Here is a 26,356-nt window from a genome sequence, read left to right on the forward strand (position 1 = left end):
CTTAAGGGTGAAACCCCTTGGTCCCGCCCCACCTTGGAGGTCTTGCCGCCATGCGCCGAGCTCTTGCCGTTGCCCTGCTCAGTCTGACTGCTTTGTTGGTGGCACCAACCACCGCGTCGGCCGCCTTGCCGGTCTGTCAGCACTTCTACACCGGTCCGATCCCCGACCGGCCGGTCTCCGGCGGTCACGGCAACGGGACGACCGCACCGCCGTACGACGTCAGCGGCCGGCTGCCCGCGCCAGGCGGGATCGACGGTGGTCTCGGTGCGGACGGGAAGGTGACGTTCACGTTCAACCGGGTGCCTGGTGCGGCGGCGTACCGGGCGTTCCGGAACGGTCAGGCGTTGCAATGGATCAGTGACTGGGGTCAGCCGACGTTGCAGGTCACGGACGCCAGCCCCTGCGACGGCGCGCACTATCAGGTCTACGCGATGTCGACTGAGGACACTTCGGCGTCGTCGATCGGCCAGATCAGTACGTCGTACCGCTTGAACTCGTCCAACCGGTTGGCGGCGTACACGATGCCGATCGGGACCACGCTGAACTACCGCGTCTCGGCGTACAACGACGTCGCCCAGACCGCGCTGGGCTACAACGCCGGCACCGGCATCTGCGCCGTGGACGCCCGCATCATCCCGTGGGGCACCCGCCTCTACGTCCCCGGCTACGGCCACTGCTACGCCGCCGACATCGGCAGCTGGATCAAAGACGACATCGTCGACGTCTGGTTCCCGCCCGGCCCAGACGCCGACAACTGGGGCATCCAAAGGCTGACCCTGACCGTGGAGTGACCGGATGCGCTTCGCCGTACCGCTGACCGAGTCGGCCGAGTTACGACCGCTCGAACCGTGGCAGGCACCCGAGTTCCTCGCCCACGTGGACAAGGCCCGCGACGCGCTCGCGCCGAACCGGGTGGAGTGGCGGTGTGCTGCGGACAACGGGCGGAGTGGTGCGACGGCTGGGCGGCTTGGGATGGTGCTTGAGGGGACGTTGCGGCAGGCGTTCGTTCATCACGGGGTGCACGACGTGCAGGTGTGGGCGATGACTCGGGCTGACTGGGAGAGGCGACCCTGGGGGTAGGCATACTGGCGGATTGTGGTGGCTTACTGGGGGAAGCGCGTTGCGGTCGGGTTGTTGGTGCTGGTGACGGTTGTTGGGTGTGGTGATACCAAGCCGACGGCGGGTGTGGTCAGTGGTACGCCGCAGACTCGTGCGCCTGGTGGTCCGATTCGGACGGTTCGGCCGACCTTGGCGCCGGTGCGGGCCAGGCCGGGTGCGTCTGCCAACGTGAAGCTGATGCCGGTGCTGGATCACGGGCCGCGGGACAGGAAGCAGGTCGCGTTGACGTTCGACGCGGATCTGACCGCGTTGATGCGCAGGCGGCTGGTGTCCGGGAAGGTCAGGTCGTACTACAACAAACCCTTGATCGACGAGCTGCAAGCGATGCATGTCCCGGCGACCATGTTCCTGACGGGCATGTGGATGGAGCAGTATCCGGACGTCACCCGGCAGTTGGCCAAGGATCCGCTGTTCGAGCTCGGCACGCACACCCACGATCACCGCGGTTTCACCAAGCACTGCTACACGTTGGGCACAGTTCCCAAGCAGGACATGCTGGCAGATGTACGCCGGGCAATCGTCGAGCTGGATCAGTTCGATCCGCATGCGACGAGGTGGTTCCGGTTCCCCGGTGGTTGCTACGACGCGACTGCACTCCACGAGCTGGCGCCGGCCGGTGTGACCGCGGTCGGACTGGACGTGCCGGGCGCGGATGGGTTCGCCAAGTCGCCGCAGCCGGTCATCAAGCAGGTGCTCGACCACGTGCAGAACGGGTCGATCGTCGTCCTGCACATGCACGGTGGCGACAATGCGCCGTACACCGCGCAGGCCGTCGGTCCGATCGTGCGGGAGCTTCGCGCTCGCGGCTACAAGCTGGTCACCGTGACTCAGCTGGTCTCAAAGTAGCCGCCGCGCGGCGTCGAGCTCAGTGAGCGAATAGAGGTCCAGGGGTCCTTTCGCCGCGTGATGCAGCGACTGGTAGTCGAGATCGGTGGCCAGGCCCTCAGCGCCTTCGCAGCTGGTGAAGTACTCCTCGAGGAAGTCGGCCACCAGCGATCCTTCCGCCTTGGCCGAGTTCGTGATCAACAGCAGCCCGTCGACTCGGGGCGTAGCCGGTCGCAGTGACGGCTGCAGGTACGGCAGCGGCAGGAGCCGCCATCCTTCGCGCTGGTAGAAGCGAACCCGACGGGCCGGATCGCCGAACGGTCCGGGGAAGTGCTGGCGTGGATCGTCGATCTCCGCCAGGACCAGCCGGCCCTCCGCGGCCGGACTGGACGGCGCGACCGTCGCGAGCAGCTCCGAGCCGAGGCCATGGCTGCGCATGGAGTCGGCGACGACGATGTAGGCGACCAGCAGCACCCGGCCGTCGAGATACGGCTCGGTGATGATGCCCCCGACCGCGATACCGTCGTCGAGCAGCAGGGTCCCGTCGGCCCCCTCGCTGTCGCGCTCCGCCCGCAATTCGTCGTACGTCATCAGCTCGGCGGGCGGGAACATCGGAACCATCAGCTCCGCGTGGAATCGCGCCAGCGTCGCGTCGTCGACGTCTCGCAGCGCCAGCGTGGTCAGGCCGGGCGGTGACATAGGTCGATCCTGCGCCACCTTCGCGTTTCTGACTAGGGCGTGCCACTGGACGGTCGGTGACTCTGGGCGCATTCTTGATCAGGGGTTCACGCATGGCAGAAGGGTGCTGCCTCGTGGACAGGGGGGTAGGGGAACTGTGTTTGTGGTGCCACGATCGGCGATCGAGGCCGAAATTCTGAAAATCGACAACGCCCGACGGATCGGCATCCTGGCGGGGGTACCAGGCGCCGGAAAGACAACGGTTCTGGCGCATCTGCTGGCCAATCCGCGGGAGAATCACCAGCCGCTGCGGGTGTCGCTGGAGAACTACGATCCCGGACATCACGGCGAGCGGGGCCCGCGGGCATCCGTCGGCGCGGTCCAGGGCAGTTTCCAGCAGTACCGCGCATTGCTGGAGAAACTACTGGTCCACTTCGCGCCGGATACGGTCGACGACTTTCTGACCGAGGCGATGAGCGCCCGGAACAGCGAAGTCACGAATGCCAGGATCTCGACGCTCGAAGACAGCATGAAAGAGCTCTACAGTCCACTCCGGCCGAACGATCTGGCCGACGCCTGGCGAGCAGCGGCCGCGGTGATCGGAGAATGCTTCCTGCGGCACTGGAACGCCAGCGCCACCGGCACCGTCCGGTTGCTGCTGCTCGACAATGCGGACGCGATCGCGGATCAGGACATCGGCGACTGGTTCGGGACGCTGCTGCCGCAGCTCGAGAAGACGATCGTCGTGGCCACGCAGCAGCCGACGACCAGCATCATCGGTGACTCCTCCGACGACGTCCTGGCCGAACGGATCAAGCAGGCCGCCGCTCCGGATCTCCGGATCAGCGCGCTGAACAACTTCGAGCGGACCACCGTCATCGACGAACTGGCCCGCAAGGGTGTCCGGGGGCAGCTCGCGCAGCGGGTCTACGACCTCAGCGCGGGCCATCCGGCAACCTTGTCGCTCGTCTACGAGTTGCTCTGGGGTGAGCGCGCCGCCCGCCCGGACAATCCCGAGTCCCTGCTGCTCGATCTGCCGGAGCCGCAGAACGAACGGATCGCCGTACTCGTGGACCGCCTGGTCGAACAGTCCGGCCGGCCGATTCTGCGTACGGCGCTGTGGGCCGCCGCCGTACCGCGGACCTTCGACGCCGAGCTGATGCGGCACCTGCTCCGGGACGAGTCGCTGACCGCCCACGAACATGCCCAGGTGTTCGACGACCTCGGAAAGCTGTATCTGCTCGTCGAAGACGTTTCGGAGGACGAGCCGGACGGAGACTCGCGACACACGCTGCGGCTCCGGTCCTATATCCGAAACGCACTGCTGGACCGGATGACCAGGCTTCACAGCGACCTCTTCGCCGACCTGAATCGCAGCGCCGCGGAGTATTACCGAGAGCAGGTCCTGCAGTACACGTCATTGACGGCCGGGTACTCCGATGCGTCGGTCTACGAGGACACCATCTGGCAGGGCTACAAGCGGGAATGGCTTTATCACAACGGACTTGCCGTCACCAGCGCCGACAAAGAAGAGGCTCTGGTCGAGTTCGCCACCGTGTTCGCGGAGGCGCATTGGTGGTGGGCGAACTACATCCATTTCGACTTCTGCGACGAATTCCTCACCGATCTCGCCCAGCTCGCCGCACACCGCGGCGATCAACGAAACAAGAAGACCTATTGGCCGGAGCTCGGCGTTCTCTACCGTTCCTTGCGCCTGGTACTGCGGGAGTACCCGCCGCGCTCGATGAAGCCGGCCGACGCCGATTGGCAAGGTATCCGGGACGCGCTGACGATGGTCGGGAAGGTCTGCGGTCTCACCAAACGGACGGCCGCCTCACTCACCGACGGACAAAAGCGGCTGGCCGGTCTGCTGGCCCTGTTCACCGCGCACACCTGGCGTTACTCCTCGAACGAGGGACCGCAGGCAGATCAGTACTACGTCCAGGCCGCCGAGCTTCTCACCGATCCATGGGACGTCGCCTGGGTCGAGTACGAGCGCTCGGATCTGCATCTGGAGCGTGGCGAGCGGAGCACGGTCCAGAAACAATGGCAGGACGCAGTCGACTTCGCACAACCTGTGGCACCTCCCGAGTCCGAACCGGACGACGAACTGGTCAGCAACCTGCACCGAGTGCGGGCCGACTATTGCTGGACCGGCGGAGACTATCCGGCGGCCGCGGCGTCGTACGGCAAGGCCGTGCTGCACGCCTATCTCTTCCATCTCGCCGGCCCAGCGCCGGACGAGTACACGCTGCAGTTCTACGTGGACGTCCGCGCGCGGGCGCTGAGCCGACTGTTCGGACTGGATCCTGATCAGCGGGCGAAGGCGCTGGAGTACGCCGCGACGATGGCCAAGGCAATGCCCGTCGTGGTCAGCAACAACCCGTCCGCGGCTCAGGTCCTGCGATCGGAGCTCGAGAAGAACGACGTACTGACGGCGGCATCGGCGGACACGATCAGCCAACTGCTCGACAGCCAGCAACCGCTGCTGCTCGCGCACGAACTGTTCCCACGTGGCCCTCAGGTCGAGGAGCTGCACCTGCTCGAGTCCGACTTCAGCGTCGAGTGCGGACGGTACGTCGAGGCTGCCCGGCATACCAAGATCCTCACCGACCTCCGCAGTGAGCCGTGGACATGAGGAGGTCGATCCCGTCGGCCTGGCGGAAGGTCACGAACGCGATCTCGCGGTACCCGCTGGTCTGGATCCTGCTGCTCACCGTGCTGGTGATCATCGCGATCTGGCCGTTCCCGAGCCTGCTGATCCACGGTGAACGGCTGACCGAGGCCGACCGTCTGAAGGCGGTGGCCGACACCCGATCCGGTGTCATCGCCACCCTCACCGCACTCGCCGGGGCCGGTGGCCTGACCTACACGATCGCCACGTTCAGACTCGGTATCGCCGACCGTCTGATCCAGCGGTTCGAGAACGCGGCCAAACAGCTGGGCAACGCGAACGAGACGATCCGGTTGTCCGGTCTGCTGGCGATGGCGCAACTCGCGGACGAGTCCAGTCATCAGCGCCAGGCCTGTATCGACGTCATCTGTGCGCATGCGCGGCTCAGCTCGTCGCAGGAAAGCTCGGAGACGTCCCGGGCGGCGGCGCTCCGGGTGATCATCGACCATCTCCAGGCCGATGCGAGAGTCAGCTGGTCCGGCAGCGACTTCGACCTGTCGAACATCGTGGTCGTGGACGCCGACTTCAGCGGGCTCGTTCTCAGCGGCGGCTCTCTCAGCTTCGACTACGCGAAGTTCGCGGTCACGAGTCAGGACCGCACGCCGTGGCGGAAGGAGACCGTCTCGTTCGCCGGTACGACGTTCGACGGCACCGACGTCACGTTCCGCGCCGCGACCTTCGGGTCGGAGTGTCATGTGAAGTTCGACGATGCGGTGTTCGCGGACGGGCGGGTCTGCTTCGACCACGCACAGTTCGAGGCCGGAGAGGTCTCGTTCCACCAGGCGAGGTTCGAGCCCGGCTGCGCGGTCACCTTCAAGCATGCGACGATCCGCGACCAGGCCGAGCTGGTCTTCACGAACGCCGACATCACAGGCCCCGGGCTGTCGTTCGTGTCGACCGACTTCGCCGAGAACCGGAGTGGCGCCGGCAACGTGACCTTCGAGCAGGCGAAGTTCCACGGACGGATCAGGTTCGACAACGCGATCGTCGATCGCGTCATCGATCTGCGCAAGGTCGATTGGCAGGACGCGACGCTGTCCCTGGACACCACCCGGTTCAACTCCGGTCGGTTGGATCTTCGGGACGCCACCGGGACAGGTGCCACGATCTCGCTGGCCGGGGCGGTGGCGGGCGCCGGGCAGATCCTGCTCTCCGAGGAGTCGGCGCAGCTGTTCCGCACCACCGGTCACGATCGGCCGGCGGACTTCTTCGGGCAGGAGAGCTGGCTGCCGACCGCACAATCGATGCCGCAGGCAACATTCAACGGCGAGGCAGTCCAGCCTCCGACGAGGTGAACGCGATGGAGATCGTACTGTTCCACATCCGAACCAAGCCCGGCATCGACCAGGACGCCTACCAGAAGGCCTTCGAGCGGATGCTCGAGCTGGTCTCGGCGATGCCGGGATTCGCCGGGATCGAGGGCTTCGCCGGCGAGGACGGCAGCGAGCTGGCGGTCGCCCGGTTCGAGTCCCGCGAGGCCGTCGAGGCGTGGCGCGTGCAGGCCGAACACGTCGAGACCCAGGAGCGCGGCCGCACCGAGTTCTTCGACGGCTACGACATCACCATCGCCACCGCCTGGAAGCAGTACAGCTGGCCCTAGTGAACTTCCGACTCAGGACACTAAAGGTTCACGGCGACGTACTTGATCTCGAGGTACTCGTCGATGCCGACGGTGCCGCCCTCGCGGCCGAGGCCGGACTGCTTCACGCCGCCGAACGGCGCGGCCGGGTTGGAGACGATGCCCTGGTTGAGCCCGATCATCCCGGCCTCGAGCCGCTCGGACACCCTTAGCGCGCGGCTGAGGTTCTCGGTGAACAGGTAGGAGACCAGACCGAACTCGGTGTCGTTCGCCATCCGCACGGCCTCGTCCTCGGTCTCGAACGCGGTCAGCGGCGCGACCGGCCCGAAGATCTCCTCCTTCTGCAGCCGCGCACTCGCCGGTACGTCGGCCAGCACGGTCGGCTGGAAGAAGTACCCGTTGCCCTCAGCAACAGATCCGCCGGTCAGGGTCCGCGCGCCCTGCGCGATCGCGTCGGCGACCAGGTCCCGCACCTTGTCCCGCTGGGTCGCGTCGATCAACGGACCCACGTTGACGCCGTCCTCGGTACCCCGGCCGACCTTGAGCCCGGCCATCTGCTCGGTCAGCCGGGATGCGAACTCGTCCATCACCGACGACTGCACGTAGATCCGGTTGGCCGCCGTACAGGCCTCGCCGCCGTTGCGCATCTTGGCCAGCATCGCGCCCTCGACCGCCTTGTCCAGGTCGGCGTCCTCGAACACCAGCAGCGGTGCGTTCCCGCCGAGCTCCATGCTGGTCCGCAGTACCTGCTCGGCGGCCTGCTCGATCAGCTTCCGGCCGACCGGGGTCGATCCGGTGAAGGACAGTTTGCGCGCACGGCCGTCGCGGATCAGCGGTTCCATCACGCCGCCCGCGTCATGGGTGGTGACCACGTTGAGCACGCCGGCCGGGAGGCCGGCCTCGGTCATCAGTTCGGCCAGCTTGAGCATCGACAGCGGAGTCTGCGCGGCCGGCTTGATCACCATCGTGCAGCCGGCCGCGACCGCGGGACCGATCTTGCGGGCGCCCATCGCCGCCGGGAAGTTCCACGGCGTGATCAGCAGGCACGGCCCGACCGGCTGGCGCATCACCAGGAACCGGCCCGAGCCGTTCGGCGCGATCTGGTACCCGCCGTCGATCCGGACCGCTTCCTCCGCGAACCAGCGGAAGAACTCGGCCGCGTAGGCGATCTCGCCCTTCGACTCGGCCACCGGCTTGCCCATCTCGAGCGTCATCAGCAGCGCGAGGTCGTCGGCCCGCTCGGTCATCAGCTCATAGGTACGGCGCAGAATCTCGCCACGTTCACGTGGTGGCGTAGCGGCCCAGTCCGCCTGCGCGGCGACCGCAGCGTCCAGTGCCGCCTTGCCGTCGGCCGGGCTGGCGTCCGCCACGTCGCAGAGCGTCGTACCGGTGGAAGGGTCCTCGACAGCGAGGGTCTTGCCGCCCTCGGACGCCACCCACTTGCCTCCGATGAACAGCTCGGTCGGACAAGCTTCGACGACTTCCCGCTCTCGTGACATGGACCCGCCCTCTCGTCTGGTTCGCAGTACCCAGATTAGGCCGTGGCTATCAGAGGGGACGTGTGTCTGGGGACGGTACGGACGACGCGGGTGAGGCCGGCTGCGACGGTTCGGAGGATCGCTGAGCGGATGATTCCGTCGAAGGCGAGTGGGACGAGCATGACCTCGTCTGCCGTCGTACTCGCGACCAGTGCACCCAGCTCGGCCGCCACGGTCGCACGGGAGCCGACGACGTGACCTGGGTCGTCCAGCAGCCGTTCGGCGCGTCCACGCTCCCGTCCTGTGATCGGTTGTTCCAGTAGCGCCATCAGCTCGGCCGAGGTCATTCGTGGTCCCGCCGCGGCCAGCCGGGTCTTCACCCGCACGTACTCCGCGAATCGAACGACTGCCTCCTCCTCGGAGTCCGCCGCGACCACGCCGACCGTCACAGCGACGTACGGCTGCACCTTGGGCCCGGTGGGCTCGAAGTGATCCCGGTACGCCGCGACCGCAGCCGGCGTGACCGAAGCCGCACAGTGGTGCGACAGGAAGACAGGCAGTCCACGTACGGCGGCAGTCACCGCAGCGCCCGGGTGGTCGGCCAGTACGAAGACTGGTGGCGGCAGTCCGGCCAGTGACAGTCGTACGTCGCCCACCTGCGCCCGGCCCGGCGTACCGTCGCGAAGGAATCCGCACAGCTCGTCCAGCCGCTGCGGGAACGAGCCGCGCGCACCACCAGCGAGTGCAGCTGCAGTACTAGGTGCGACAGTGCGCTGCTCTCCCACGCCCAGGTCGATACGACTCGGGTACGCCGCTGCAAGCGCAGCGAACTGTTCAGCCACGACGAGCGGCTGGTGGTTGGTCAGTAGAAGCCCGCCGGCTCCCAAGCGGATCCGATCCGTCCGGGAAGCCAGGATCGCTGTGAGTACGGCCGGCGCCGCACCGCCGACGCCTCGGACACCGTGCTGTTCGGCCAGCCAGAACCGGCGGTACCCAAGGTCGTCGGCGGTCAGTGCCACCTCCGCTGTCTCCCGGAGAGCGGCCGCAGCCGACTGACCGGGCAGCTGCGGTACTACGTCCAGGACTGAGTGAGCCGAGACGGGCAATCCAGGAGCCAGAGGGGTGTGCACTCACCCACCGTGACAGCGGCTGTTCGGTTCACACATGGGGATTCGCCACCCAAGTTCCCACCGCCGTGCCCCCATCTGAACCGCCGCTACCGGCGACCGAAAATGGGGGTTCGGAGCCCTTGCCGGGCTTGGTTCCGCCCAGGCATCGTTCCGGTCGTGCCGCCAGGCCTTCCACCAAAGGTCACTCGGCCCGGTCCGCTGCCGCGGGGTGATCAAACCCTTGATCGTCACCCTGCGGCAGACACCGGTCGCTCCTAGCTCCGAGCCAAGAATATGGGGGCTGAGTACCCATGCCCGGGCACTGTCCCCGATGGCAGCCTGAGCCCGTGCTCAACTCAGCGGCCCGAACCAGCCAGTGCGACAACTGGTGGTCCGCCGGCGTGCGTCCGCACGAGCTGACCCACTCCGCGCCCGCCTGGGCCGAGTACGTCGAGCGCAGTACCTCCCTCCCACCGAGCGCGCCTGCCGCCGGTCGAGGCCCTGCAGGGACCGGTGTCACCGGCGGCTACACGTCAGGTGGGGCGGCCGGGACGGCGGATGGGTCCGGCACGGACTGGCGGCAGGCGCTTATCCGTTGCCTGGAACCGCTGCTGGACTCGGCCCGCCGGGACCTGGCCGCGGCCGGGCACAGCGGCGTACTCGCCGAGCAGTTCCTGCAGCGGCTCGGACTCCGCCTGGTGAAGCTGGCCGCGCGGACGCTGGTCCTCGAGCTGGCCCGGTCGCGGGACCGCGGCGAGCTGGCCGGCGATACCCCGTCGGAGCGTTTTCTCGACTTCACCCACCGGCTCGTCGGAGGGAGCGAACTGGCGGAGTTCCTGGCCGCGTACCCAGTGCTGGCCCGGGTCCTGGGCGAGTCGTGCCGACAGGGCGTCGAGGGTCACCTCGAGCTGTTGGCGCGACTCGCTGAGGACCGTGAGTCACTCGTCGCCGAGCTGCTGGACGGCCGGGACCCTGGTGCGCTGACCGCGATCGACCCCGGTGGCGATCCCCACCGGGGCGGGCGGTGCGCCGCGATCCTCACCTTCGCGAACGGACAGCGCCTGGTCTACAAGCCCCGTTCGCTCGAGCTCCACCAGCACTTCAACGCCTTCGTGGACTGGCTGAACGCCAAGACCGCGCTCGACATCCGCACCGTCCGCCTGCTCACCCGGGACGGCTACGGCTGGCTCGGGTACGTCGTCCACGAGCCCTGCGCGGACCTGGCCGGAGTACGCCGGTTCTACCAGCGGCAGGGCGCTCTGCTGGCGCTGCTGTACGTCCTCGACGGCACCGACATGCACTTCGAGAACCTGATCGCCGCCGGTGACCAGCCGGTGCTGGTGGACGTCGAGACGCTGTTCCACCCCAGTCACCTGCCGGTGACCGCGTCCGGCCAGGATCCGGCGTACCGCGCGCTCCTCGGTTCGGTGTACCGCACTGCTCTGCTTCCGCTCCTGGTGTCGAGTGAGTACGGGGTTGCGGACGTGTCCGGGCTCGGTGGTGACGCCGGCTCGACGGCGCCGATGAGCGTGGCCGACTGGGCGGATGCAGGACTGGACTCGATGCACCTGGTCAGGCGACCGGGGCGGTCGGACAGTGCGGCCAACCGGCCGACGCTCGACGGAGTGATGATCGAGCCGCGGGAACACGAGATCGCTGTACTCACAGGGTTCCGGGCCGCGTATGAGGCGATTGCCCGGCACCGTGACGAGTTCCTCGGACCGGAGGGCCTGCTGGCGCAGTGTGCGTCGGACCAACTCCGCTTCGTGCCCCGCAGCACGAGTCTCTACAAGGGTCTGCTGGACGAGTCGACTCATCCGGACGCACTGCGTGACGCGGCCGGCCGGAGTCAACTCCTTGACCTGTTGTGGGATGCGGACGAATCGCTGCACGCGATCGTGCCGTACGAGCTGGCCGATCTGTGGGCGGGCGACGTACCGCTGTTCACCGCCAGGCCGGACAGCCGGGACGTGTGGGCATCCGACGGGACCCAGATCGCCGACGTGCTGGCCACCGACGGGCTTGGCGCGGTGGAGGCGAAGATCGCGGGCCTCAGTGATGTGGACGAGCATCGACAGGCCTGGCTGATCTCCGCGTCCCTCGCTACCAGGCCGGAGCCGATCAAGCACGTCAGCACTGCCGCGCGGCGCCACCTCGGCACGACCGACGCGGACCCCGATCAACTGCTGGCCGCGGCTGCTGACATCGCCGACGAGCTCGTCGCACAGGTGATCAGTGAACCCAGCGGTGCGGCCAACTGGCTCGGTCTGGAGTTGCTCGACGACCAGCACTGGGCTGTGCGACCCATGGGCGCCGGACTCTCCAGCGGCTACATCGGTACGGCGCTCTTCCTCGCACAGGTCGGCGTACTCACCGGTGCGGACAGGTACTGCGAGCTGGCCCGCGACGCGATCCGTCCGATCCCGCAGCTGCTCGAAGTCCTGGCCGGAGACCTGGAGTCCACCCAACTGGTCGGGCCTGGTTTCCACGGGCTCGGCGGGATCAGCTACGGCCTCAGCCGGCTGTCCACGCTCCTTGATGACTCCGACCTCACCAACTGGCTGGCATCGTCGCTGCAGCTCACCGAGCAGCTGGTGCCAGACCTCACCAAGTTCCCGTCGTACGTCGAAGGCGCGGCGGGCGGGCTGGCCGCAATGCAAGCAATAGCAGGCATTCCGGCCGCCGACCGGCTGGCCGAGCGGTACGCCGATCACCTGGTCGACACGGTCGAGAGCGGCCTCCGTGGCCGAGTAGCAGCGGACCACGGCTTCGCTCACGGCTTCCAGGGAATCGCGTGGTCGCTCGGACAGTACGGCGTACCTGGTGACCGGTACACCGACGCGGCCCGAGCCGCGGCCGATCTCGATCGGCGCAACGCTCCGGCCGGCCACGGCTGGTGCTCCGGTGATGCCGGGACCGCACTGGCCCGGGCGTCGGCCGGTGTACCCGCGGACCTCGACAGCTACCTGAGGGACGCAGCAGAACGTCCGGTGCTCGCCGATCTGAGTCTGTGTCACGGCGAGCTCGGCGCGGTGGAGTCACTCCTGTGGCTCGCCGGACGCGAGCACCCGACCACAGAGGTGGTACGGCGACGCCGTACCGGGCTGGTGCTCGCCGCAGTACAGCAGTACGGGCCGCAATGCGGCACACCCCGAGCCGTTCCGTCTCCAGGCCTGCTGACCGGTCTGGCAGGGATCGGCTACGGACTACTCCGCCTTGCGTTTCCCCAACGGATTCCTTCCGTGCTGCTGCTCCAACCAACCGCCGGGTCGAGGTGTGGCACAGCACCGGAGCCCACTGTGTGACAAGGGGTTACAGCATGACCGCCCAGCACCACGATGTTCAGCACGGAACTCCGGCAGACGAGCAGTACGCGGCGCCGGACCGCACCGACCAGCTCGGCCCGATCGCGTTGCCGAAGTGGCACAAGGTCGCCGCCCGCGCGATGGCCCTCGCCGGGGTTGTCGGCATCAGCACCATGGCCGCAGCCGTGATGGCTCCCAGCGGCCTCCCGTGGGTTGTCGGCGGATGAGCCACCCGCGGACACCAGCGAACGTTTGACGAAGTGGCCGGCCGTTCGCCTGGAGCGGCCGGCCACGAGTCGAGTGCCTGCGCCGGCAACCATCAGTCGTTACAGTTGGCAACCATGCAGACCCGTTCGCCTACGGTGGTCGGCAGAGACCGTGAGATCGACAGCCTTCACCGCCTGCTGGCCGGAGCCCGCAGCGGTCACGGTGGTGCGATCTTTCTGGTCGGCGAGCCCGGGATCGGCAAGAGCCGGCTGGCCGCGACGGCCACCACCCAGGCTCTCGACACCGGCCTGGCGATGCTGCGCGGAAGGGTCGGGGCGATCGGCACGATGGTCGCCTTCCGCCCGTTCACCGAGGCACTGCTCTCGTTGATCCGGCGCGGCGAGATGCCCACGACAGAAGGGCTCGGGCCGTACCGGCACGTGCTCGGCCGGCTGATCCCGGACTGGGACGACGGCACCGCACACGACACCGCTGCGTCACCAGTCGTACTCGGAGAGGCAGTGCTGCGGCTCCTCGCGCTGGTGGGCCGGGACCGCGGCTGTCTGCTGGTGCTCGAGGACCTGCACGGCTCCGACCCGGAGACGCTGGCCGTGATCGAGTACCTGCTCGACAACCTGGAGGACCAGCCGATCGCTCTGGTGGCGACACTGCGATCCGAGACGTGCGCGGCGTACGACCTGGCACGGCTGTCGGCGCAGCGCGGTTCTGCCGAACTGGACGAGCTGCAATCGCTGGGGCGGAGTGAGGTCGCCGAGCTCGCCGCGGGTTGCCTGGAGGTTCCGGTCGACAGCGTGCCGGAGCAGTTGGCCGACCAGCTGTGGCGCGGCAGCGCGGGAGTCCCTTTCATCGTTGAGGAACTGCTGCAGGAGGCGAACCGCAGCGGACAGCTGGTGTCCGGTCCGGACGGCAGCGTGCAGGTGGTCGACGACCTGCAGACGACCGTCCCGCCCGCGGTGGTGCGCAGTATCGGCAGCCGTACCGCACAGCTCGGGCAGGAGTCGCGGGACATCCTTGTGCTGGCGGCCGTGATCGGCCACCGGTTCCCACTGAGCGTCGTCCGCGAAGCCACCGGAACGGACGAACGGACGCTATTGGCAACGCTCCGGGCCGGCCTCGCCGCCCAGCTGGTCGGTCCGGACGAGCCGGCGCCGGACTGGTACGCGTTCCGGCATCCGCTGACCGCCGAGTCGTTGCTCGCCGGCCTGACGCCGACCGAACGCGCCACCTTGGCCCGGCGCTGCGCGGACGCCGTCGAGGTGCTGCATCCCGGACTGCCCGGCGAGTGGTGCCCGATGGTCGCAGAGCTCGCCGAGGCCGGCGGTGACACCGTCCGCGCCGGCCGGCTGTTCGCGCTGGCCGGACGACGATCGTTCGACGACGGCTCGACCGGGTCGGCGGCGAACCTACTGGACCGCGCGAACACCTTGCTGGCAGCCGATCCCGACATCGGCCACCGGGCCGACGTGCTCGGTGCCCTGCTGCTCGCACTCAGCGCGACCGGAGGCTTCGAGCATCTGGCCGTCCACGCCGCGACCGTCGACGAACTGGCCGACCGCAATCTCGACAGCCGCAAGGTCGCCGCGCTGCACGTCCAGCTCGCGAACGCGGAGATGGTGGCCGGCCGCTGGTCGGCCGCGCTCCAGCATGTCGCGACCGCCCGGTCGCTGCTCGGCAGCGACGCCGGCGACGCCGACCTCGCGCCGATCGACGTGGTCGCCGCCAACCTCGAGTTCGCCCGGACGAGTCCGGGCCGGCTGAAGGCCGCTACCGAGCTGGCCACCCGCGCCGCCGCGGCGGCCGAACGCGCCGAGCTGCCCGAGGTGGCCTGCGAAGCCCTGCAGCTGCTGGGCATTCTGGCCCGCGAGCACGATCTCGACTCCTCGATCGACTACTTCCATCGGGCCCGGCAGATCGCCGAGGACCACGGGATGACGCTCCAGCGGGTCGTCTCGCACATCCTCCAGGCGGTCAGCGTCTACCTCGCCGACGGCAGCATCGTCGAGCTGGAGCGGTCCCGGCAGCAGGCCGTTCGGATCGGCGCCATCACGCTGGTGTACGACGTGGACGGCATGCTCGGCCAGCAGCTGATCCTGCGGTCGGAGTACGCGCGGGCCGCCGAGATCATCGACGAATGCGTCGGGGTCACCCGGCGGCTGCGGCTGGGCCGGTCGGCGACGTTCTTCCTGGCCACCAAGGCGATCCTGGAGGCGCACCAGGGCCGCAGGTCCGCGATGGAGGCGACACTGGCCGAGGCCGCGAACTGGGGCGGCGAGCGGGCGTCGTACGAGCTGCCGTACTCCTACGGCCTGGCCCGGACCATCTGCGCGCTGCTGGAGGAGAACCGCGAGCTGGCCGACTCCGAGCTGGCGCAGGCGCTCGCGTACGACGCACAGAACCCGACCACGTTCCACCTCTCCGGGAAGAACGGTCTGGCGTTGCTGCTCGGCGTACTGTCCGGACGCAACGGTTGGGCCCATTTCGAGGCGGTCACCGCGACCGCTGCGAGTGGGATGCGGTGGAACAAGCAGTTCGTGCAGTTCGCAGAGGCCGTGCTGCTCGGCCGGGACGGTCAGGTCGAGGCAGCCAACGCCAAGGTGCGGGAGGCTACGGAGACCGCAGTGCTGTTCCCGCTGGCGCGGCACCTCGGTCTGCGCTTGATTGCCGAGCCTGCCTACGCCGACGGCTGGGGTGATCCGGTCGCGTGGTTGCGGCTGGCCGAGGACTACTTCCACACCGCGGGCATCCCGGCCGTGGCGAGTGCTTGCCGCGGTCTGATGCGTCAGCTCGGTGCGACCGTCTCTCAGCGCCGGAACGGATCTGAGCTGGTTCCGGCGTACCTGCGGCAGCTGGGGATCACCACCCGGGAGTACGAGGTCTGCCGGCTCTTGGTGGACCGGATCGGGAACAAGTCGATCGCGTCCCGGCTGCACATCTCGCCGAGGACGGTCGAGAAACACGTGGCCAGTCTGATGACCAAGACCCAGCAACCGGACCGGGAGGCACTGAGCAGTTTCGCCCGAACGGTTTTTCCGGACTGAACAGCTCCGATTCCGGGCAGCGATGCGTGTGCTGGGGCATCTGACACCGGTTCGGTGATAGTTGTCGACTCACGCACCGGAATCCGCCAGCCGACGCGCAATTGATCAGTATTTACGAACGCTCGCTATCTATACTGTGCGAGTGGCAAGCAAGGGGTCGGACATGAGCAAGGGAACGGTCGGCGGCGGCGGTACGACGATGCTGCGGCGGATCAATGTCGCCTCGGTCCTGGACGCGGTCCGCCGATCCGCGCCGGCACCGCTGCGGGTCGCCGAGCTGGTCGAGCGGACCGGTCTGGCCAGGCCGACCGTCGCCCAGGCCGTCGACGAGCTGCTCGACGCCGGCTGGCTGCAGCAGCACGGCCCGGACTCCGCGGACCGTTCACTCGGCCGCCCGGCGATCCGAGTCTCACTGCGTGGCCGGGCCGCACCGGTCCTCGGTCTGGACGTCGGCCCGCACCGGGTGACCGTCGGTGTCTCCGACCTGGCCGGTCGCAAGCTGTCGCTGGTACGGCGCTCTGGCCCCGGCTGGACCGCACAAGAGCTGCTCGGCGTCATCGGTGAGGTGATCACCGAGGCGCTGGCCGAGGCCGAGGTGCCGGCCGAGGACGTTGCGGCCGTGGTCGCCGCGAGCCCCGGCATCGTCGACGAGCACACCGGACGGGTCCAGCTGGTCCCGTCCGTGCCGGGCTGGTCAGCGATCGACCTGATCAAGCACGTCCGCGGCCTGCTCGACTGCCCGGTCATGCTGGACAACGACGCCAACCTGGCCGCGCTGGCGATCGCCGCCGCCCGGGGTGGCACCGGCACGCTGCTGGCGGTCCAGTGGGGCGAGCGGCTCGGTGCCGGCATCGTCATCGACGGCCGGCTGCACCGTGGCACCGGAGCGGCCGGTGAGATCGGCTTCATCGCCACTGGTCCGGATGACGTGATCAACCCCGAGGACAGCCGCGGACCGCTGGAGCGAGCGGTCGGCTCGGAAGCGATCGCCGCACTGGGTCGTCAGGCTGCCCTGGATCACCCGGAGTCGCGCCTCGCCGAGCTGGGCGGAGACCAGCTGGACACCGCGGACGTATTCGCCGCCGCGGCCGAACGTGATCCCGTGGCGCAGGCCGTCGTACAGCAGGTCGCTCGTGCGTTCGCCCGCGCGCTGGCTCCCTCAATACTGGTTCTGGACCCGACAGCAGTGGTGATCGGTGGCGGTGTCGCCCGTGCTGGCGCCGTCCTGCTGGATGCCATCTCCGACCAGCTGCGGCTGCTGACGCTCAACCACCCCAAGCTGGAGCTGTCCGCGCTGGCTGAGGACGCTGTGGTGACTGGTGCGATGCGGATGGCGTTGGACGAGGTGTGGCAGCGCAAGCTCCCCACCCCGGCGATGACCAGCACTACCTAGTTAGTAGCGGCCGCGATCGCGTCTGGTCGGTCGAGGTGGACGAGGTGTGCGGAGTCCGGCAGCACCTCGACAGTCCCGTCGAGTACATCGGCCAATCGGCGCTGACCCGCCAGCCAGCGGTTCGCGGTGAAGCGTGAGCTGCCGCCGGTCGCCACCAGCAACACGGTCGGCGCGATCTCACCGACCGGTACCGCGGTCAGCTTGCCCACCTCCGCGGCCAGCTCCCAGCTGCTCGCCAACTCGTCCCAGAACAGCAGCCAGGACGACTGCCCGCCGTACCGGGTCCTGGCGGTTGCCTTCGACAACGGGTCTCGCTTCGTGATGCTGCCGATCCGGACACTCAGCCACCGCACCGCCGGACCATAGAGCTGCGGTACGCCGATCCGCCCGAGGAACCGCACCACCGCCCGAATGGCCCGATCACCCCGTGCCCCTGGGTAGAACGCCCGCCAGCCGGTCTCCGAGGTCAGACTCGTGTCGACCAGCACCAGCCGGGTCACCTCGAGCGGCCGGGTCAACGCCCACCGCAGCACGGCCAGCCCACCGATCGAGTGACCGATCAGTCCGATCTCCGCATCGGGCGGTACGTCGGCCGCCGCCCGCAGCGCGTCCACTTCGGACGTGATCGGCGTACGCCACGGATCGATGACGCGGACGTCCTCTTCCGGCAACAGCTCGACCACCCGGGCGAACTCCTCCGGAGTCTCGGCCAGGCCGGGCACCACGATCCAGATCACGGTCATCGAGACAAAGCTTGCCTCAGACCTGGTAACAAAGTCCCCAACATTACGCAGAAAAGGACCGTCGAGACCCGCTGCAGGATGCCCGGTGCAACCACCTCGGCACCGCTCAGCGTCTCGTAGGCGACCACTGACCCGAGCCAGACCTGCGTGACCACGACCCCAGCGGACAGCGAGGCGACCACCTTGCTGAACCACGGACCGCGCCACAGTGCCAAGACCGCGAAGACACCCATGGCGATGGTTCCGGCGCCCGCGATCGTCGAGGTCGCCTCGTGCAGGACGAGTGCTGCACCTGCCTGGCCGCTCCCCTCCGAGTTCTGGCACGCCACGCTCGCCGACGGCGCGCAGTCCATCGGTGAGAACGAGTCGAAGACGGTCCCGACGGCGAAGGTCGCCGTACTGATCAGCAACCCCGCCACCAGACGGCGTCCGCGAGCCGCCTGACGGACCAGCAGGACCGCGACCAGGGTCAGCACGCTGCTGGAGAGGTCCATCGCTCGCGCGTACAGACTGGTCGCCTGGTCCCGCGCGCCGAGCTCGCTGAGGAACGAGGTCCGGACGTCCAGCGGGAAGCCGGCCGCTGCCTCCAGCAACAGGCTGCAGTAGAGCACGCCGGCGGCAATCATCAGGTTGCGGGCCAGGCGATACGGTACGGCGACCATGCTCGTCAGCGTGGCATGTCAACCAAAGTATTGGCTGTAGCGTCAGCTGTAGTGTTTGGGGTAGTGCTAGGTCGACCGAAGTCTCAGCGAACTAATGGGATGATCGGCTGGTGCGGTCGGAACAAACAGCAGTGATACCGGTGTGGCAGCACCGTGCGGCGGTCTGGGTGGGCCGCGTCGTCGTGCTCGCCTCGGTCTGGTCGTTCCTCGCCATTCCGCTGCACGTCGGTGCGCCGATCTTCGTCAAGCACGTGGACATGGCGTTCGACTTCGTCGGCATCCCGGCCGGGCACACGATCTTCTCCGCCGTCTACCTCGCGGTCGTCGGCAGCGCCTTGCTGCGCGGTAAGAGAGCCGCGCTGCTCTGGGTGCTGTGGGTCTTCGAGGCGCTGTGGCTGTTCGGCCTGACCGGGTACATCGCGTTCAGCACCGTCCGGTTGAGCAGCCCCGGGAGCGCCGACCTGCTGTCCGACCTCGACCGCACCACAGTGCAGGACCTCGAGTGGGCCATCGTCCAGTGGTTCGTGGTCGCCGCACTGATCGTGCTGCTGTGGAAGATCCGCGGCGCGTTCCCGGCCCGGCTCGCGGTCGGCACCCGCCGGCTCGCGGTCGGCGCGCTGGTATTCGGCATGCTGATCTCGATCGCGGTCAGTGTCACGCTGACGCAGATCTTCCCGCGGACGCTGAGCGGTCAGCGGCAGAAGGTCGGCTGGGCGATCATCGCCGCCCTCGGTCAGTCCCGCAGCAAGATGGGCGGCCACGAAGGGCACGGCTGGATCGGCCTGTCGGTCGGCGCGATCTCGGCGGCCTCGCTGGTGATCGCGTTCTGGATCTTCCTCCGCTCGGTCCAGCGGGTCCGGTACCTGACCCAGCCGGAGGAGCTCGAGGTACGACGGCTCCTGTTGCTGCACGGCGAGCGGGACTCGCTCGGGTACTTCGCCACCCGCCGGGACAAGGCGGTCGTGTTCGCCCCGGGCAACGACGCCGCGATCGCGTACCGCGTGGTGAACGGCGTCAGCCTGGCCAGCGGCGATCCACTCGGCGACCCGGTCGCCTGGCCAGCCGCGATCCAGCGCTGGCTCGCCGAAGCCCGAACATACGGCTGGTCCCCGGCGGTCCTGTCGGCGAGCGAGGAGGCTGCGCAGGCGTACGTCGACGCCGGCCTGCGCGCGTTGTCGATGGGTGACGAGGCGATCATCGACGTTGCGGACTTCACCCTTGAGGGCCGGACGATGCGACCGGTCCGGCAGGCGGTGACCCGCGTACAGCGGGCCGGGTACCACGCGGAGGTCGTGCGGCACGGGGACCTGTCGCCGGACGCGTTGGCGAACTACGTGCACCTGGCCGAGAAGTGGCGCGGTGCGCGGACCGAGCGTGGGTTCTCGATGGCGCTCGGGCGGCTCGGTGATCCGGCCGACGCGCGGTGCGTGATGGTGATCGCGCGGGACTCGGACGGCGTCGTACGCGGACTGCTGTCGTTCGTGCCGTGGGGTGTGCGGGGCGTCTCGCTCGACGTGATGCGGCGCGATCCGGAGTCCGCGAACGGCTTGATGGAGTTCATGGTGACCTCGTTGATCGAGGCGTCCGGCGATCTCGGCGTACACCGGATCTCGCTGAACTTCGCGATGTTCCGGGAGATCTTCAGCGACGCCGAGCGGGTCGGCGCCGGTCCGGTACTGCGCCTGACGAACGCGTTGCTCACAGGGGCCTCCCGCTTCTGGCAACTGGAGAGTCTGTATCAGTCGAACGAGAAGTATCTGCCACGCTGGTCGCCGCGGTTGATGTGTTACTCGCGGGGTGCGTCGCTCGCGCAGGTGGTGCTGGCGGCCGGTACTGCCGAAGGCTTCCTGCCGGCGCCGCGGCCGTGGACCCGGGTCGACAGCGTCGAGGCGGCCGAGCGGCACGCGATCAGGGCGGCGGACGGACGGGCGTTCGCGGCGGCCGTACGCGAGCAGGAACAGGAGCTGCTGCGGCCGGCCTTGCCGGAGCGGAAGCTGACCGAACAGGAGCAGATCCGGCGGGCCAAGCTGACCGAGCTCGTTGCTGCCGGCATCGATCCCTACCCGGTGAGTGTGCCGCGGACGGAGACGCTGGAGCGGGTGCGGGAGCTGTACCCGAACCTTCCGCCCGATCACCACACCGATCACCTGGTGTCCGTGACCGGCCGGGTGACCCGGATGCGGAACCATGGCGGGCTCTCGTTCGCGCAACTGCAGGACGGGCTGACCCAGTTGCAGGTGATGTTCACGGCCGAGGCGTGTGGCGACGTACCGCTGGAGCAGTGGCGGCGCTTGGTCGACATCGGCGACCATGTCAGCGTGACCGGCGAGGTCGTAACGAGCCGCCGAGGTGAGCTGTCGATCGCGGCGACGTCGTGGGTGATGGCGGCCAAGTGCCTGCATCCGTTGCCGGACAAGCGGAAGGGGTTCACCGACCCCGAGGCCCGGGTCCGGCAGCGGCATATCGACCTGGTGATGAACCCGGACTCGCTGCGGATGATGCAGCACCGCAGTGCCGCCGTACGGGCCCTGCGCAACGGTTTCGAGTCGCGTGGGTTCATCGAGGTGGAGACGCCGATGCTGCAGGCGGTGCACGGCGGGGCGAACGCGCGGCCGTTCATCACGCACATCAACGCCTACGACACCGAGCTGTTTCTGCGAATCGCGCCGGAGCTGTTCCTGAAGCGGCTCAGCGTCGGCGGGATGGGCAAGATCTTCGAGCTGAACCGGAACTTCCGCAACGAGGGCGCCGACGCGACCCACAACCCGGAGTTCACCTCGGTCGAGGCCTACCAGCCATACGCCGACTATCACGTGATGCGGGAGCTCACCCGCGAGCTGCTGATCGAGGCCGCGACAGCGGTCTTCGGCAAGCCGGTGGTCTGCCGGGGCGACGAGGAGATCGACATCTCCGGCGAGTGGCCGGTGGTCACGGTCCACGACGCGGTCGGTTACGCCGCCGGGGCGACGCTCGATGTGGACACGCCCGTCGAGCGACTGCGGGAGCTCTGCGCGGAGCACGGCGTACACACGACGTTCGAGATGTCCGCCGGCGAGCTGGTGCTGGAGCTGTACGACGAGCTGGTCGAGCCGAACACCTCGTTCCCGACGTTCTACACCGACTTCCCGCTGGAGACCTCGCCGCTGACCCGGACCCACCGCTCCGAGCCGCGGCTCGCCGAGCGCTGGGATCTGGTTGCCTTCGGCGCCGAGATCGGTACGGCGTACTCCGAGCTGGTCGACCCGGTCGAGCAGCGCCGCCGGCTCACCGAGCAGTCGCTGAAGGCCGCGGCCGGCGACCCGGAGGCGATGTCGCTGGACGAGGATTTCCTCTCCGCGCTCGAGTACGCGATGCCGCCGAGCGGCGGTCTGGGCATCGGCGTGGACCGGGTGATGATGATGCTGACCGGCCAGAACATCCGCAGCACGTTGGCGTTCCCGTTCGTTCGTCCCGCTGCTAGGGACTGACAGGTACTCTTGCTGCTTCAGGGGTGAGGACCTGGGGGGTAGGGGAATGAGGCGCTGGGCTGCGCTCTGCGTAGGGGTGTGTTTGGTGACGGGCTGTGGTGCAAAGGCGGACTCTTCGTCGGGCCCCGTGGCACCGTCGCCCAGTAGTGCTGCGCCGGCGCCGGCGTCCTCGGTTCCGGCAGCGGGACCCTTGGGTACGGCGGCGTACCAGGCCGAACTGACCCGGATCGACCAGGCGCTGGCCGGACCGGCGTCGCGGCTGACGCGGGTACGCACGGCCGAAGGTCTGAGTGATGCCATGAACACGCTGGCGGAAGCACTCAACACGGTCGCGGTGCGGCTGGCCGCACTCAAGGTGACGTCGCGACTGGATGCCGGGCATTCGTTGCTGCAGGTGCGGATCGGTGTGGCTGCCACCCAGCTGACCGGACTGGCCGACGAGACCGAGGACGACGCGCGGTGCGGCGGGGTCGCCTACACCTCACAGAACGTGCAGCGTCAGCTGCGCACCAACCTCAGCTCCGCACTCGTGCTCCTCCAACAGCTGAAGCTGACCTTCGGCAAGACGCTGCCCAACCCCGGTCCGGCGCCTGCGCAAAAACCTCCGGACAACGGCGACATCCTGGTACGGCGAGGTCCGAACGGAACCGGACAGGTCAAGATCACCAACGGCACGGCGAAGGACGTCGCCGTCTCGATCGTCACCGACGGTCAGCCACCGAGCAGCCCACAGGTGATGGTGTACATCCAGGCGACCAAGGCGACTACCGTGAAGCAGATCGGCGGCGCGTACCACCTCTACTTCAAGAGCGGCTCCGAGTGGGACCCTGACCGGCGCAAGTTCCGCTCGGGCTGCACGTTCAAGAAGTTCGCCCAAACCTTCGGACGCAACCAGGGCTGGCAGGTGAACCTCAAACCCATGGCCACCGGCAACGCCACCACCACCGAGGTAGAGGCCTACTAGAGCCCGAGCGTGTCCAGGAGACCACCAAGGAGACCACCTAGGAGGCCCGGGTGGTCTGGGTCGCTGGGAGTCGTGGGTGGCGCGGTGGGGGTTGCGCTGGTTGGGGGCGGGGTTGCCGGCGGGACCGTGGTCGGCGGCTTGGTCGGGGCGGTGGTGGGGACCGTGGTCCGCTCGGTCGGCGGTGCGGTCGGGATCGTCCGGGGCTTCTCGGTCACACCGGGCGTCCTGGGCGCGCTCGTCTCGACGATCTCTGGGGTCGGCGTGCCCTGGGTGAGCATCGGGTACGACGAGGTGGTGGTGACACCGACCGGCGGCTGGGTCTCGCCGGGCTTGGTTGCTGTCGGCAACTGAGCCGGTACGGCGGTGGTCGGCGTCGTACCCACTGACGGCGTCGTGGTGCGCGGGGCCGCCGGGACGTTCTGCGTCGGTCGGCCGGGCTCCAGGCCTGCGACCGGGTTGGCCGGCCGCGGACCACGGCCCTCGATGGCGAGGCCGATCAGCACCAGGCAGCCGAGCAGCAGGATTCCTGCGCCGGCGGCGGCCTGGCGGCGACGCCTCGGGTTCTGCCAGGGCGAGCGGCGGGAAGCCGCGGCAGAGATCGGTTTCACAGTGCCCGCAGATTATCGGCCCAAGAGTCGATTCAAACAGCCCTTGGAAGAAATTCCACGAAAGTACTTCACATTCTAGTAATTCAGAACATTTACGCGACCGTAGGAATGCGGTGTGTTAGCTGACCGCTCAGGTCAACGCCTGGAGACCGATGACGGAGAGCAGGCGGAGCTTCTCGGCGGCCTCGGTGTTGGGCGCGGCCGTGTACACGACGATGCGCAGATCGCTGCCCGGGACCGCGAGCACGTCGCAGTCGATGGTGAAATCGCCGACCTCGGGATGCCGGATGAGCTTGCGCTCGGTCTGGTGGAAACCGACGACCGGCTGATCCCACAGTTGCGCGAAGTCGTCGTACCGGGTGCGCAGCTCGTCGATCAACCCGCTGAGATCCGCGTCGTGCGGGTAGCGCGCGAGCGACGCGCGCAGATCCGTCACCATCGCGATCCGGAAGTCCCGCTGCTGCTCCGGTGTCTGGACCACGCGATCGCCGGGCGCCACGAAGTGCCGGTAGATGATGTTGCGCCACCACCCGCGCCACTGCGACGAATCGCCGATCATGGCAGCGAACAGCGGATTCCAGGTGATCATCGTCCAGGCGGCGTCGCACACGCACAACGGTGCGCCGTCCAACTGGTCCACGATCCGCTGCACACCGGGCGGGATGTACGCCGAGATCCGTCCGGGCGAGGGCTCGACCTCGCCCGCGAGTACGAACAAATGGTTGCGCTCGGCATCGGACAGCCGGAGCGCCCGGGCCAGCGCGGTCAGTACCTGAGCGGACGGCGAGTCCGACCGGCCCTGCTCGAGCCGGACGATGTAGTCGACCGACAACCCGGCGAGGTGGGCCAACTCCTCACGCCGCAGCCCCGGCGCGCGCCGCTGACCGCCCGCGGGCAGCCCGACCTCCTCGGGCCGCACGCGATCCCGCCACGCGTGCAGCGTCCTGCCGAGCTCACCCATATCCCCAGTATTCCGCGCCCGGTCCGTATCAGCCTGGTACTGCCAATCCCTAGGACATCGCGGGTACTACCTGCTCACCAGTCATGACTGGAGAGTGAAGGCATGACCACGACACTCATCACTGGAGCGAACAGAGGCCTCGGTTACGAGACCGCCCGCCGGCTGATCGAGGCCGGACACACCGTCTACATCGGTGCCCGCGACCCGGAGCGAGGCAAGCAGGCCGCCGCCGACCTCGGCGCGCACTACCTGACCTTGGACGTCACGAGCGACGAGTCCGTCGACGCGGCCGCCGAGCAGTTCGCGGCTGAGGCCGGCCAGCTCGACGTACTGATCAACAACGCGGGCATCCCGGGACCGCGTAAGGACGTCCGGGACTTGACCGCGGACGACTTCCACCAGGTGTTCGACCTGAACGTGTACGGCCCGGTGCGGATGATCCGCCGATTCCTGCCGCTGCTCGAGCGCAGCGACAATCCTGTCGTCGTGAACGTGTCCAGCGGGCTCGGCTCGATCGCGACCTCCGTCGACCCGGCGGCGCACTCGGACGTCGTACCCGTCTGGGTGCCAGCTCCGGCGTACGGCGCCTCCAAGGCAGCGCTCAACATGCTGACCGTGCAGTACGCGCGCCAACTGCCGGACCTGCGGATCAACACCGTCGACCCCGGCTACACCGCAACCGACTTCAACGGCCGAACCGGCTACCAGACCGTCGAGGAAGGCGCAGAGATCATCGTCCGCCTCGCCACCATCACCCCCGACGGCCCAACCGCCGAATACCTAAGCCTGCACGGCACCGTCCCCTGGTAAGGACCGAGGAAATCCAACTGGCTACTAATCTCCAGCGTGCCCCTGTCGACCGCCCGGGGCAACGATGCCGTTGATGAGTACGTCCGCGACCGCCTCGGCGTGGGCCTGGATCTGGGCCTGGTTCGGCCGGACCGGCGCCCCGAGCAGCATCGCCTCGACCGGCCGGGAGTACGGCGCTCCGCCGCCGGCCACCAGCAGGAAGTGCAAGGTCGCGTACGGAATCGGACGGATCCGTCCGGTCTCGACCAGGCGCGCCAGCAACTGCTCGACGCCCGGACGCAGCGGGCTGACGAAACGCTCGAACACGAACCGCACCCGCGGGCTGTCGATCGCGCCCTCATGCTCCATGATCCGCTGCACCTGCGGGTGCGCGGCGGTGAACAGCACCTGCCGGATGATCCCCTCGCGCAGCGCTTCGAGGTCATCGACGGCCGGAGTATGAGCGACCTGCTCCCACGACCGCTCGACCTCGGTCAGGGCATGCTCAATGGCCGCGAACCACAGCCCTTCCTTCGACCCGAAGCGCGCGGTCAGCAACGCATGGCTCACTCCCAACCGCCGGCTGAGCTCCCGCACCGACGTGCCGTCGTACCCGTTCTCGGCAAAAGCCTCGAGCGCCCCCGACAACAGCCTCGCCACGTCGAGTTCTTGGCCGGCGCGCGGACGACCCCGCCCACGCACAGGAGGTGTCGTCATCCGCCCGCCTTCCGGTCAC

The 26,356-nt window shown here is 68.3% G+C and carries 21 protein-coding genes; 13 read left to right on the plus strand and 8 right to left on the minus strand.

What is annotated here, in order from left to right; translation table 11 throughout:
- The first annotated feature begins 50 nt into the window (after positions 1 to 50).
- From EV650_RS20270 to EV650_RS20280, 3 genes are read left to right on the plus strand one after another with little or no spacing between them, the layout of a single operon-like run.
- Positions 51 to 791: a 3D domain-containing protein gene (locus tag EV650_RS20270; protein ID WP_134120618.1), complete on the plus strand. Its 741-nt coding sequence runs from the start codon at positions 51 to 53 to the stop codon at positions 789 to 791.
- Between the two features lie 4 nt (positions 792 to 795).
- Positions 796 to 1,080 (plus strand): GNAT family N-acetyltransferase, encoded by a 285-nt coding sequence (locus EV650_RS20275; protein WP_134120619.1) that lies wholly within the window; start codon positions 796 to 798, stop codon positions 1,078 to 1,080.
- A 15-nt stretch (positions 1,081 to 1,095) separates the two neighbouring features.
- Positions 1,096 to 1,965: a polysaccharide deacetylase family protein gene (locus EV650_RS20280; RefSeq protein ID WP_238174342.1), complete on the plus strand. Its 870-nt coding sequence runs from the start codon at positions 1,096 to 1,098 to the stop codon at positions 1,963 to 1,965.
- Here EV650_RS20280 and EV650_RS20285 read toward each other — a convergent pair.
- Positions 1,957 to 2,643, minus strand: coding sequence for a GNAT family N-acetyltransferase (locus tag EV650_RS20285; RefSeq protein WP_134120620.1), 687 nt, complete (start codon positions 2,641 to 2,643; stop codon positions 1,957 to 1,959). The genes EV650_RS20280 and EV650_RS20285 overlap by 9 nt on opposite strands.
- Positions 2,644 to 2,788: 145 nt before the next feature.
- On the opposite strand from EV650_RS20285, the gene EV650_RS20290 reads away from it, so the two are divergent.
- The 3 genes from EV650_RS20290 to EV650_RS20300 are packed head-to-tail and all read left to right on the plus strand — an operon-like array spanning position 2,789 to position 6,896.
- Positions 2,789 to 5,260: an ATP-binding protein gene (locus EV650_RS20290; RefSeq protein ID WP_134120621.1), complete on the plus strand. Its 2,472-nt coding sequence runs from the start codon at positions 2,789 to 2,791 to the stop codon at positions 5,258 to 5,260.
- On the plus strand, positions 5,257 to 6,591 hold the full coding sequence (locus EV650_RS20295) for a hypothetical protein (protein ID WP_134120622.1): 1,335 nt from the start codon (positions 5,257 to 5,259) through the stop codon (positions 6,589 to 6,591). The genes EV650_RS20290 and EV650_RS20295 overlap by 4 nt, the downstream gene beginning before the upstream one ends.
- Before the next feature lie 5 nt (positions 6,592 to 6,596).
- Positions 6,597 to 6,896 (plus strand): antibiotic biosynthesis monooxygenase family protein, encoded by a 300-nt coding sequence (locus EV650_RS20300; RefSeq protein WP_134120623.1) that lies wholly within the window; start codon positions 6,597 to 6,599, stop codon positions 6,894 to 6,896.
- Positions 6,897 to 6,916: 20 nt separating this feature from the next.
- Here the strand turns inward: EV650_RS20300 and EV650_RS20305 are convergent, their stop codons facing one another.
- Positions 6,917 to 8,374 (minus strand): NAD-dependent succinate-semialdehyde dehydrogenase, encoded by a 1,458-nt coding sequence (locus tag EV650_RS20305; RefSeq protein WP_134120624.1) that lies wholly within the window; start codon positions 8,372 to 8,374, stop codon positions 6,917 to 6,919.
- A gap of 35 nt (positions 8,375 to 8,409) precedes the next feature.
- Positions 8,410 to 9,483: an MsnO8 family LLM class oxidoreductase gene (locus EV650_RS20310; RefSeq protein WP_134120625.1), complete on the minus strand. Its 1,074-nt coding sequence runs from the start codon at positions 9,481 to 9,483 to the stop codon at positions 8,410 to 8,412.
- Between the two features lie 326 nt (positions 9,484 to 9,809).
- On the opposite strand from EV650_RS20310, the gene EV650_RS20315 reads away from it, so the two are divergent.
- The 4 genes from EV650_RS20315 to EV650_RS20330 all read left to right on the plus strand — a co-directional run bounded on the left by EV650_RS20315 (position 9,810) and on the right by EV650_RS20330 (position 17,426).
- On the plus strand, positions 9,810 to 12,767 hold the full coding sequence (locus tag EV650_RS20315) for a type 2 lanthipeptide synthetase LanM family protein (RefSeq protein WP_134120626.1): 2,958 nt from the start codon (positions 9,810 to 9,812) through the stop codon (positions 12,765 to 12,767).
- A gap of 14 nt (positions 12,768 to 12,781) precedes the next feature.
- Complete coding sequence (locus EV650_RS20320) at positions 12,782 to 12,994, plus strand: hypothetical protein (RefSeq protein WP_134120627.1); 213 nt, start codon at positions 12,782 to 12,784, stop codon at positions 12,992 to 12,994.
- A gap of 114 nt (positions 12,995 to 13,108) precedes the next feature.
- A complete protein-coding gene (locus tag EV650_RS20325) occupies positions 13,109 to 16,033 on the plus strand; it encodes an AAA family ATPase (protein WP_134120628.1) in 2,925 nt (974 codons plus the stop codon).
- A gap of 163 nt (positions 16,034 to 16,196) precedes the next feature.
- Positions 16,197 to 17,426 (plus strand): ROK family transcriptional regulator, encoded by a 1,230-nt coding sequence (locus EV650_RS20330; protein WP_238174343.1) that lies wholly within the window; start codon positions 16,197 to 16,199, stop codon positions 17,424 to 17,426.
- Here EV650_RS20330 and EV650_RS20335 read toward each other — a convergent pair.
- Positions 17,423 to 18,169 carry an alpha/beta fold hydrolase gene (locus EV650_RS20335; protein WP_134120630.1) on the minus strand — a complete coding sequence of 249 codons (747 nt, stop codon included), beginning with the start codon at positions 18,167 to 18,169 and terminating at the stop codon, positions 17,423 to 17,425. The two genes, EV650_RS20330 and EV650_RS20335, sit on opposite strands and share 4 nt — an antisense overlap.
- Positions 18,166 to 18,831 (minus strand): DUF998 domain-containing protein, encoded by a 666-nt coding sequence (locus EV650_RS20340; RefSeq protein ID WP_134120631.1) that lies wholly within the window; start codon positions 18,829 to 18,831, stop codon positions 18,166 to 18,168. Before EV650_RS20340 ends, EV650_RS20335 begins: the two co-directional genes overlap by 4 nt.
- Positions 18,832 to 18,971: 140 nt before the next feature.
- On the opposite strand from EV650_RS20340, the gene lysX reads away from it, so the two are divergent.
- Both lysX and EV650_RS20350 read left to right on the plus strand, forming a co-directional pair.
- Complete coding sequence (lysX, locus tag EV650_RS20345; protein ID WP_238174344.1) at positions 18,972 to 22,298, plus strand: bifunctional lysylphosphatidylglycerol synthetase/lysine--tRNA ligase LysX; 3,327 nt, start codon at positions 18,972 to 18,974, stop codon at positions 22,296 to 22,298.
- Between the two features lie 127 nt (positions 22,299 to 22,425).
- On the plus strand, positions 22,426 to 23,262 hold the full coding sequence (locus EV650_RS20350) for a hypothetical protein (RefSeq protein ID WP_134120633.1): 837 nt from the start codon (positions 22,426 to 22,428) through the stop codon (positions 23,260 to 23,262).
- On the opposite strand, the gene EV650_RS20355 is transcribed toward EV650_RS20350, so the two are convergent.
- Positions 23,259 to 23,870, minus strand: coding sequence for a hypothetical protein (locus EV650_RS20355; RefSeq protein ID WP_134120634.1), 612 nt, complete (start codon positions 23,868 to 23,870; stop codon positions 23,259 to 23,261). The two genes, EV650_RS20350 and EV650_RS20355, sit on opposite strands and share 4 nt — an antisense overlap.
- A gap of 130 nt (positions 23,871 to 24,000) precedes the next feature.
- Positions 24,001 to 24,831, minus strand: a complete 831-nt coding sequence (locus tag EV650_RS20360; protein ID WP_134120635.1) for a helix-turn-helix transcriptional regulator — start codon at positions 24,829 to 24,831, stop codon at positions 24,001 to 24,003.
- Positions 24,832 to 24,933: 102 nt separating this feature from the next.
- Between EV650_RS20360 and EV650_RS20365 the strand changes: the two genes are divergently transcribed.
- Positions 24,934 to 25,641 carry an SDR family NAD(P)-dependent oxidoreductase gene (locus tag EV650_RS20365; protein WP_134120636.1) on the plus strand — a complete coding sequence of 236 codons (708 nt, stop codon included), beginning with the start codon at positions 24,934 to 24,936 and terminating at the stop codon, positions 25,639 to 25,641.
- A 24-nt stretch (positions 25,642 to 25,665) separates the two neighbouring features.
- On the opposite strand, the gene EV650_RS20370 is transcribed toward EV650_RS20365, so the two are convergent.
- Positions 25,666 to 26,337, minus strand: a complete 672-nt coding sequence (locus EV650_RS20370; protein WP_134120637.1) for a TetR/AcrR family transcriptional regulator — start codon at positions 26,335 to 26,337, stop codon at positions 25,666 to 25,668.
- Positions 26,338 to 26,356 lie beyond the last annotated feature (19 nt).

The organism is Kribbella kalugense (genome assembly GCF_004365875.1).
GTDB lineage: Bacteria > Actinomycetota > Actinomycetes > Propionibacteriales > Kribbellaceae > Kribbella > Kribbella kalugense.

Excerpts from the sequence above, each read along its gene's own strand:
- EV650_RS20360 (WP_134120635.1), bottom strand. The coding sequence starts at position 24,831 with ATGGGTGAGCTCGGCAGGACGCTGCACGCGTGGCGGGATCGCGTGCGG.
- EV650_RS20340 (WP_134120631.1), bottom strand. The coding sequence starts at position 18,831 with ATGGTCGCCGTACCGTATCGCCTGGCCCGCAACCTGATGATTGCCGCC.
- EV650_RS20325 (WP_134120628.1), top strand. The coding sequence starts at position 13,109 with ATGCAGACCCGTTCGCCTACGGTGGTCGGCAGAGACCGTGAGATCGAC.
- EV650_RS20305 (WP_134120624.1), bottom strand. The coding sequence starts at position 8,374 with ATGTCACGAGAGCGGGAAGTCGTCGAAGCTTGTCCGACCGAGCTGTTC.
- EV650_RS20270 (WP_134120618.1), top strand. The coding sequence starts at position 51 with ATGCGCCGAGCTCTTGCCGTTGCCCTGCTCAGTCTGACTGCTTTGTTG.
- EV650_RS20295 (WP_134120622.1), top strand. The coding sequence starts at position 5,257 with ATGAGGAGGTCGATCCCGTCGGCCTGGCGGAAGGTCACGAACGCGATC.
- EV650_RS20300 (WP_134120623.1), top strand. The coding sequence starts at position 6,597 with ATGGAGATCGTACTGTTCCACATCCGAACCAAGCCCGGCATCGACCAG.
- EV650_RS20285 (WP_134120620.1), bottom strand. The coding sequence starts at position 2,643 with ATGTCACCGCCCGGCCTGACCACGCTGGCGCTGCGAGACGTCGACGAC.
- EV650_RS20275 (WP_134120619.1), top strand. The coding sequence starts at position 796 with ATGCGCTTCGCCGTACCGCTGACCGAGTCGGCCGAGTTACGACCGCTC.
- EV650_RS20330 (WP_238174343.1), top strand. The coding sequence starts at position 16,197 with ATGAGCAAGGGAACGGTCGGCGGCGGCGGTACGACGATGCTGCGGCGG.
- EV650_RS20365 (WP_134120636.1), top strand. The coding sequence starts at position 24,934 with ATGACCACGACACTCATCACTGGAGCGAACAGAGGCCTCGGTTACGAG.
- EV650_RS20320 (WP_134120627.1), top strand. The coding sequence starts at position 12,782 with ATGACCGCCCAGCACCACGATGTTCAGCACGGAACTCCGGCAGACGAG.
- EV650_RS20335 (WP_134120630.1), bottom strand. The coding sequence starts at position 18,169 with ATGACCGTGATCTGGATCGTGGTGCCCGGCCTGGCCGAGACTCCGGAG.
- EV650_RS20370 (WP_134120637.1), bottom strand. The coding sequence starts at position 26,337 with ATGACGACACCTCCTGTGCGTGGGCGGGGTCGTCCGCGCGCCGGCCAA.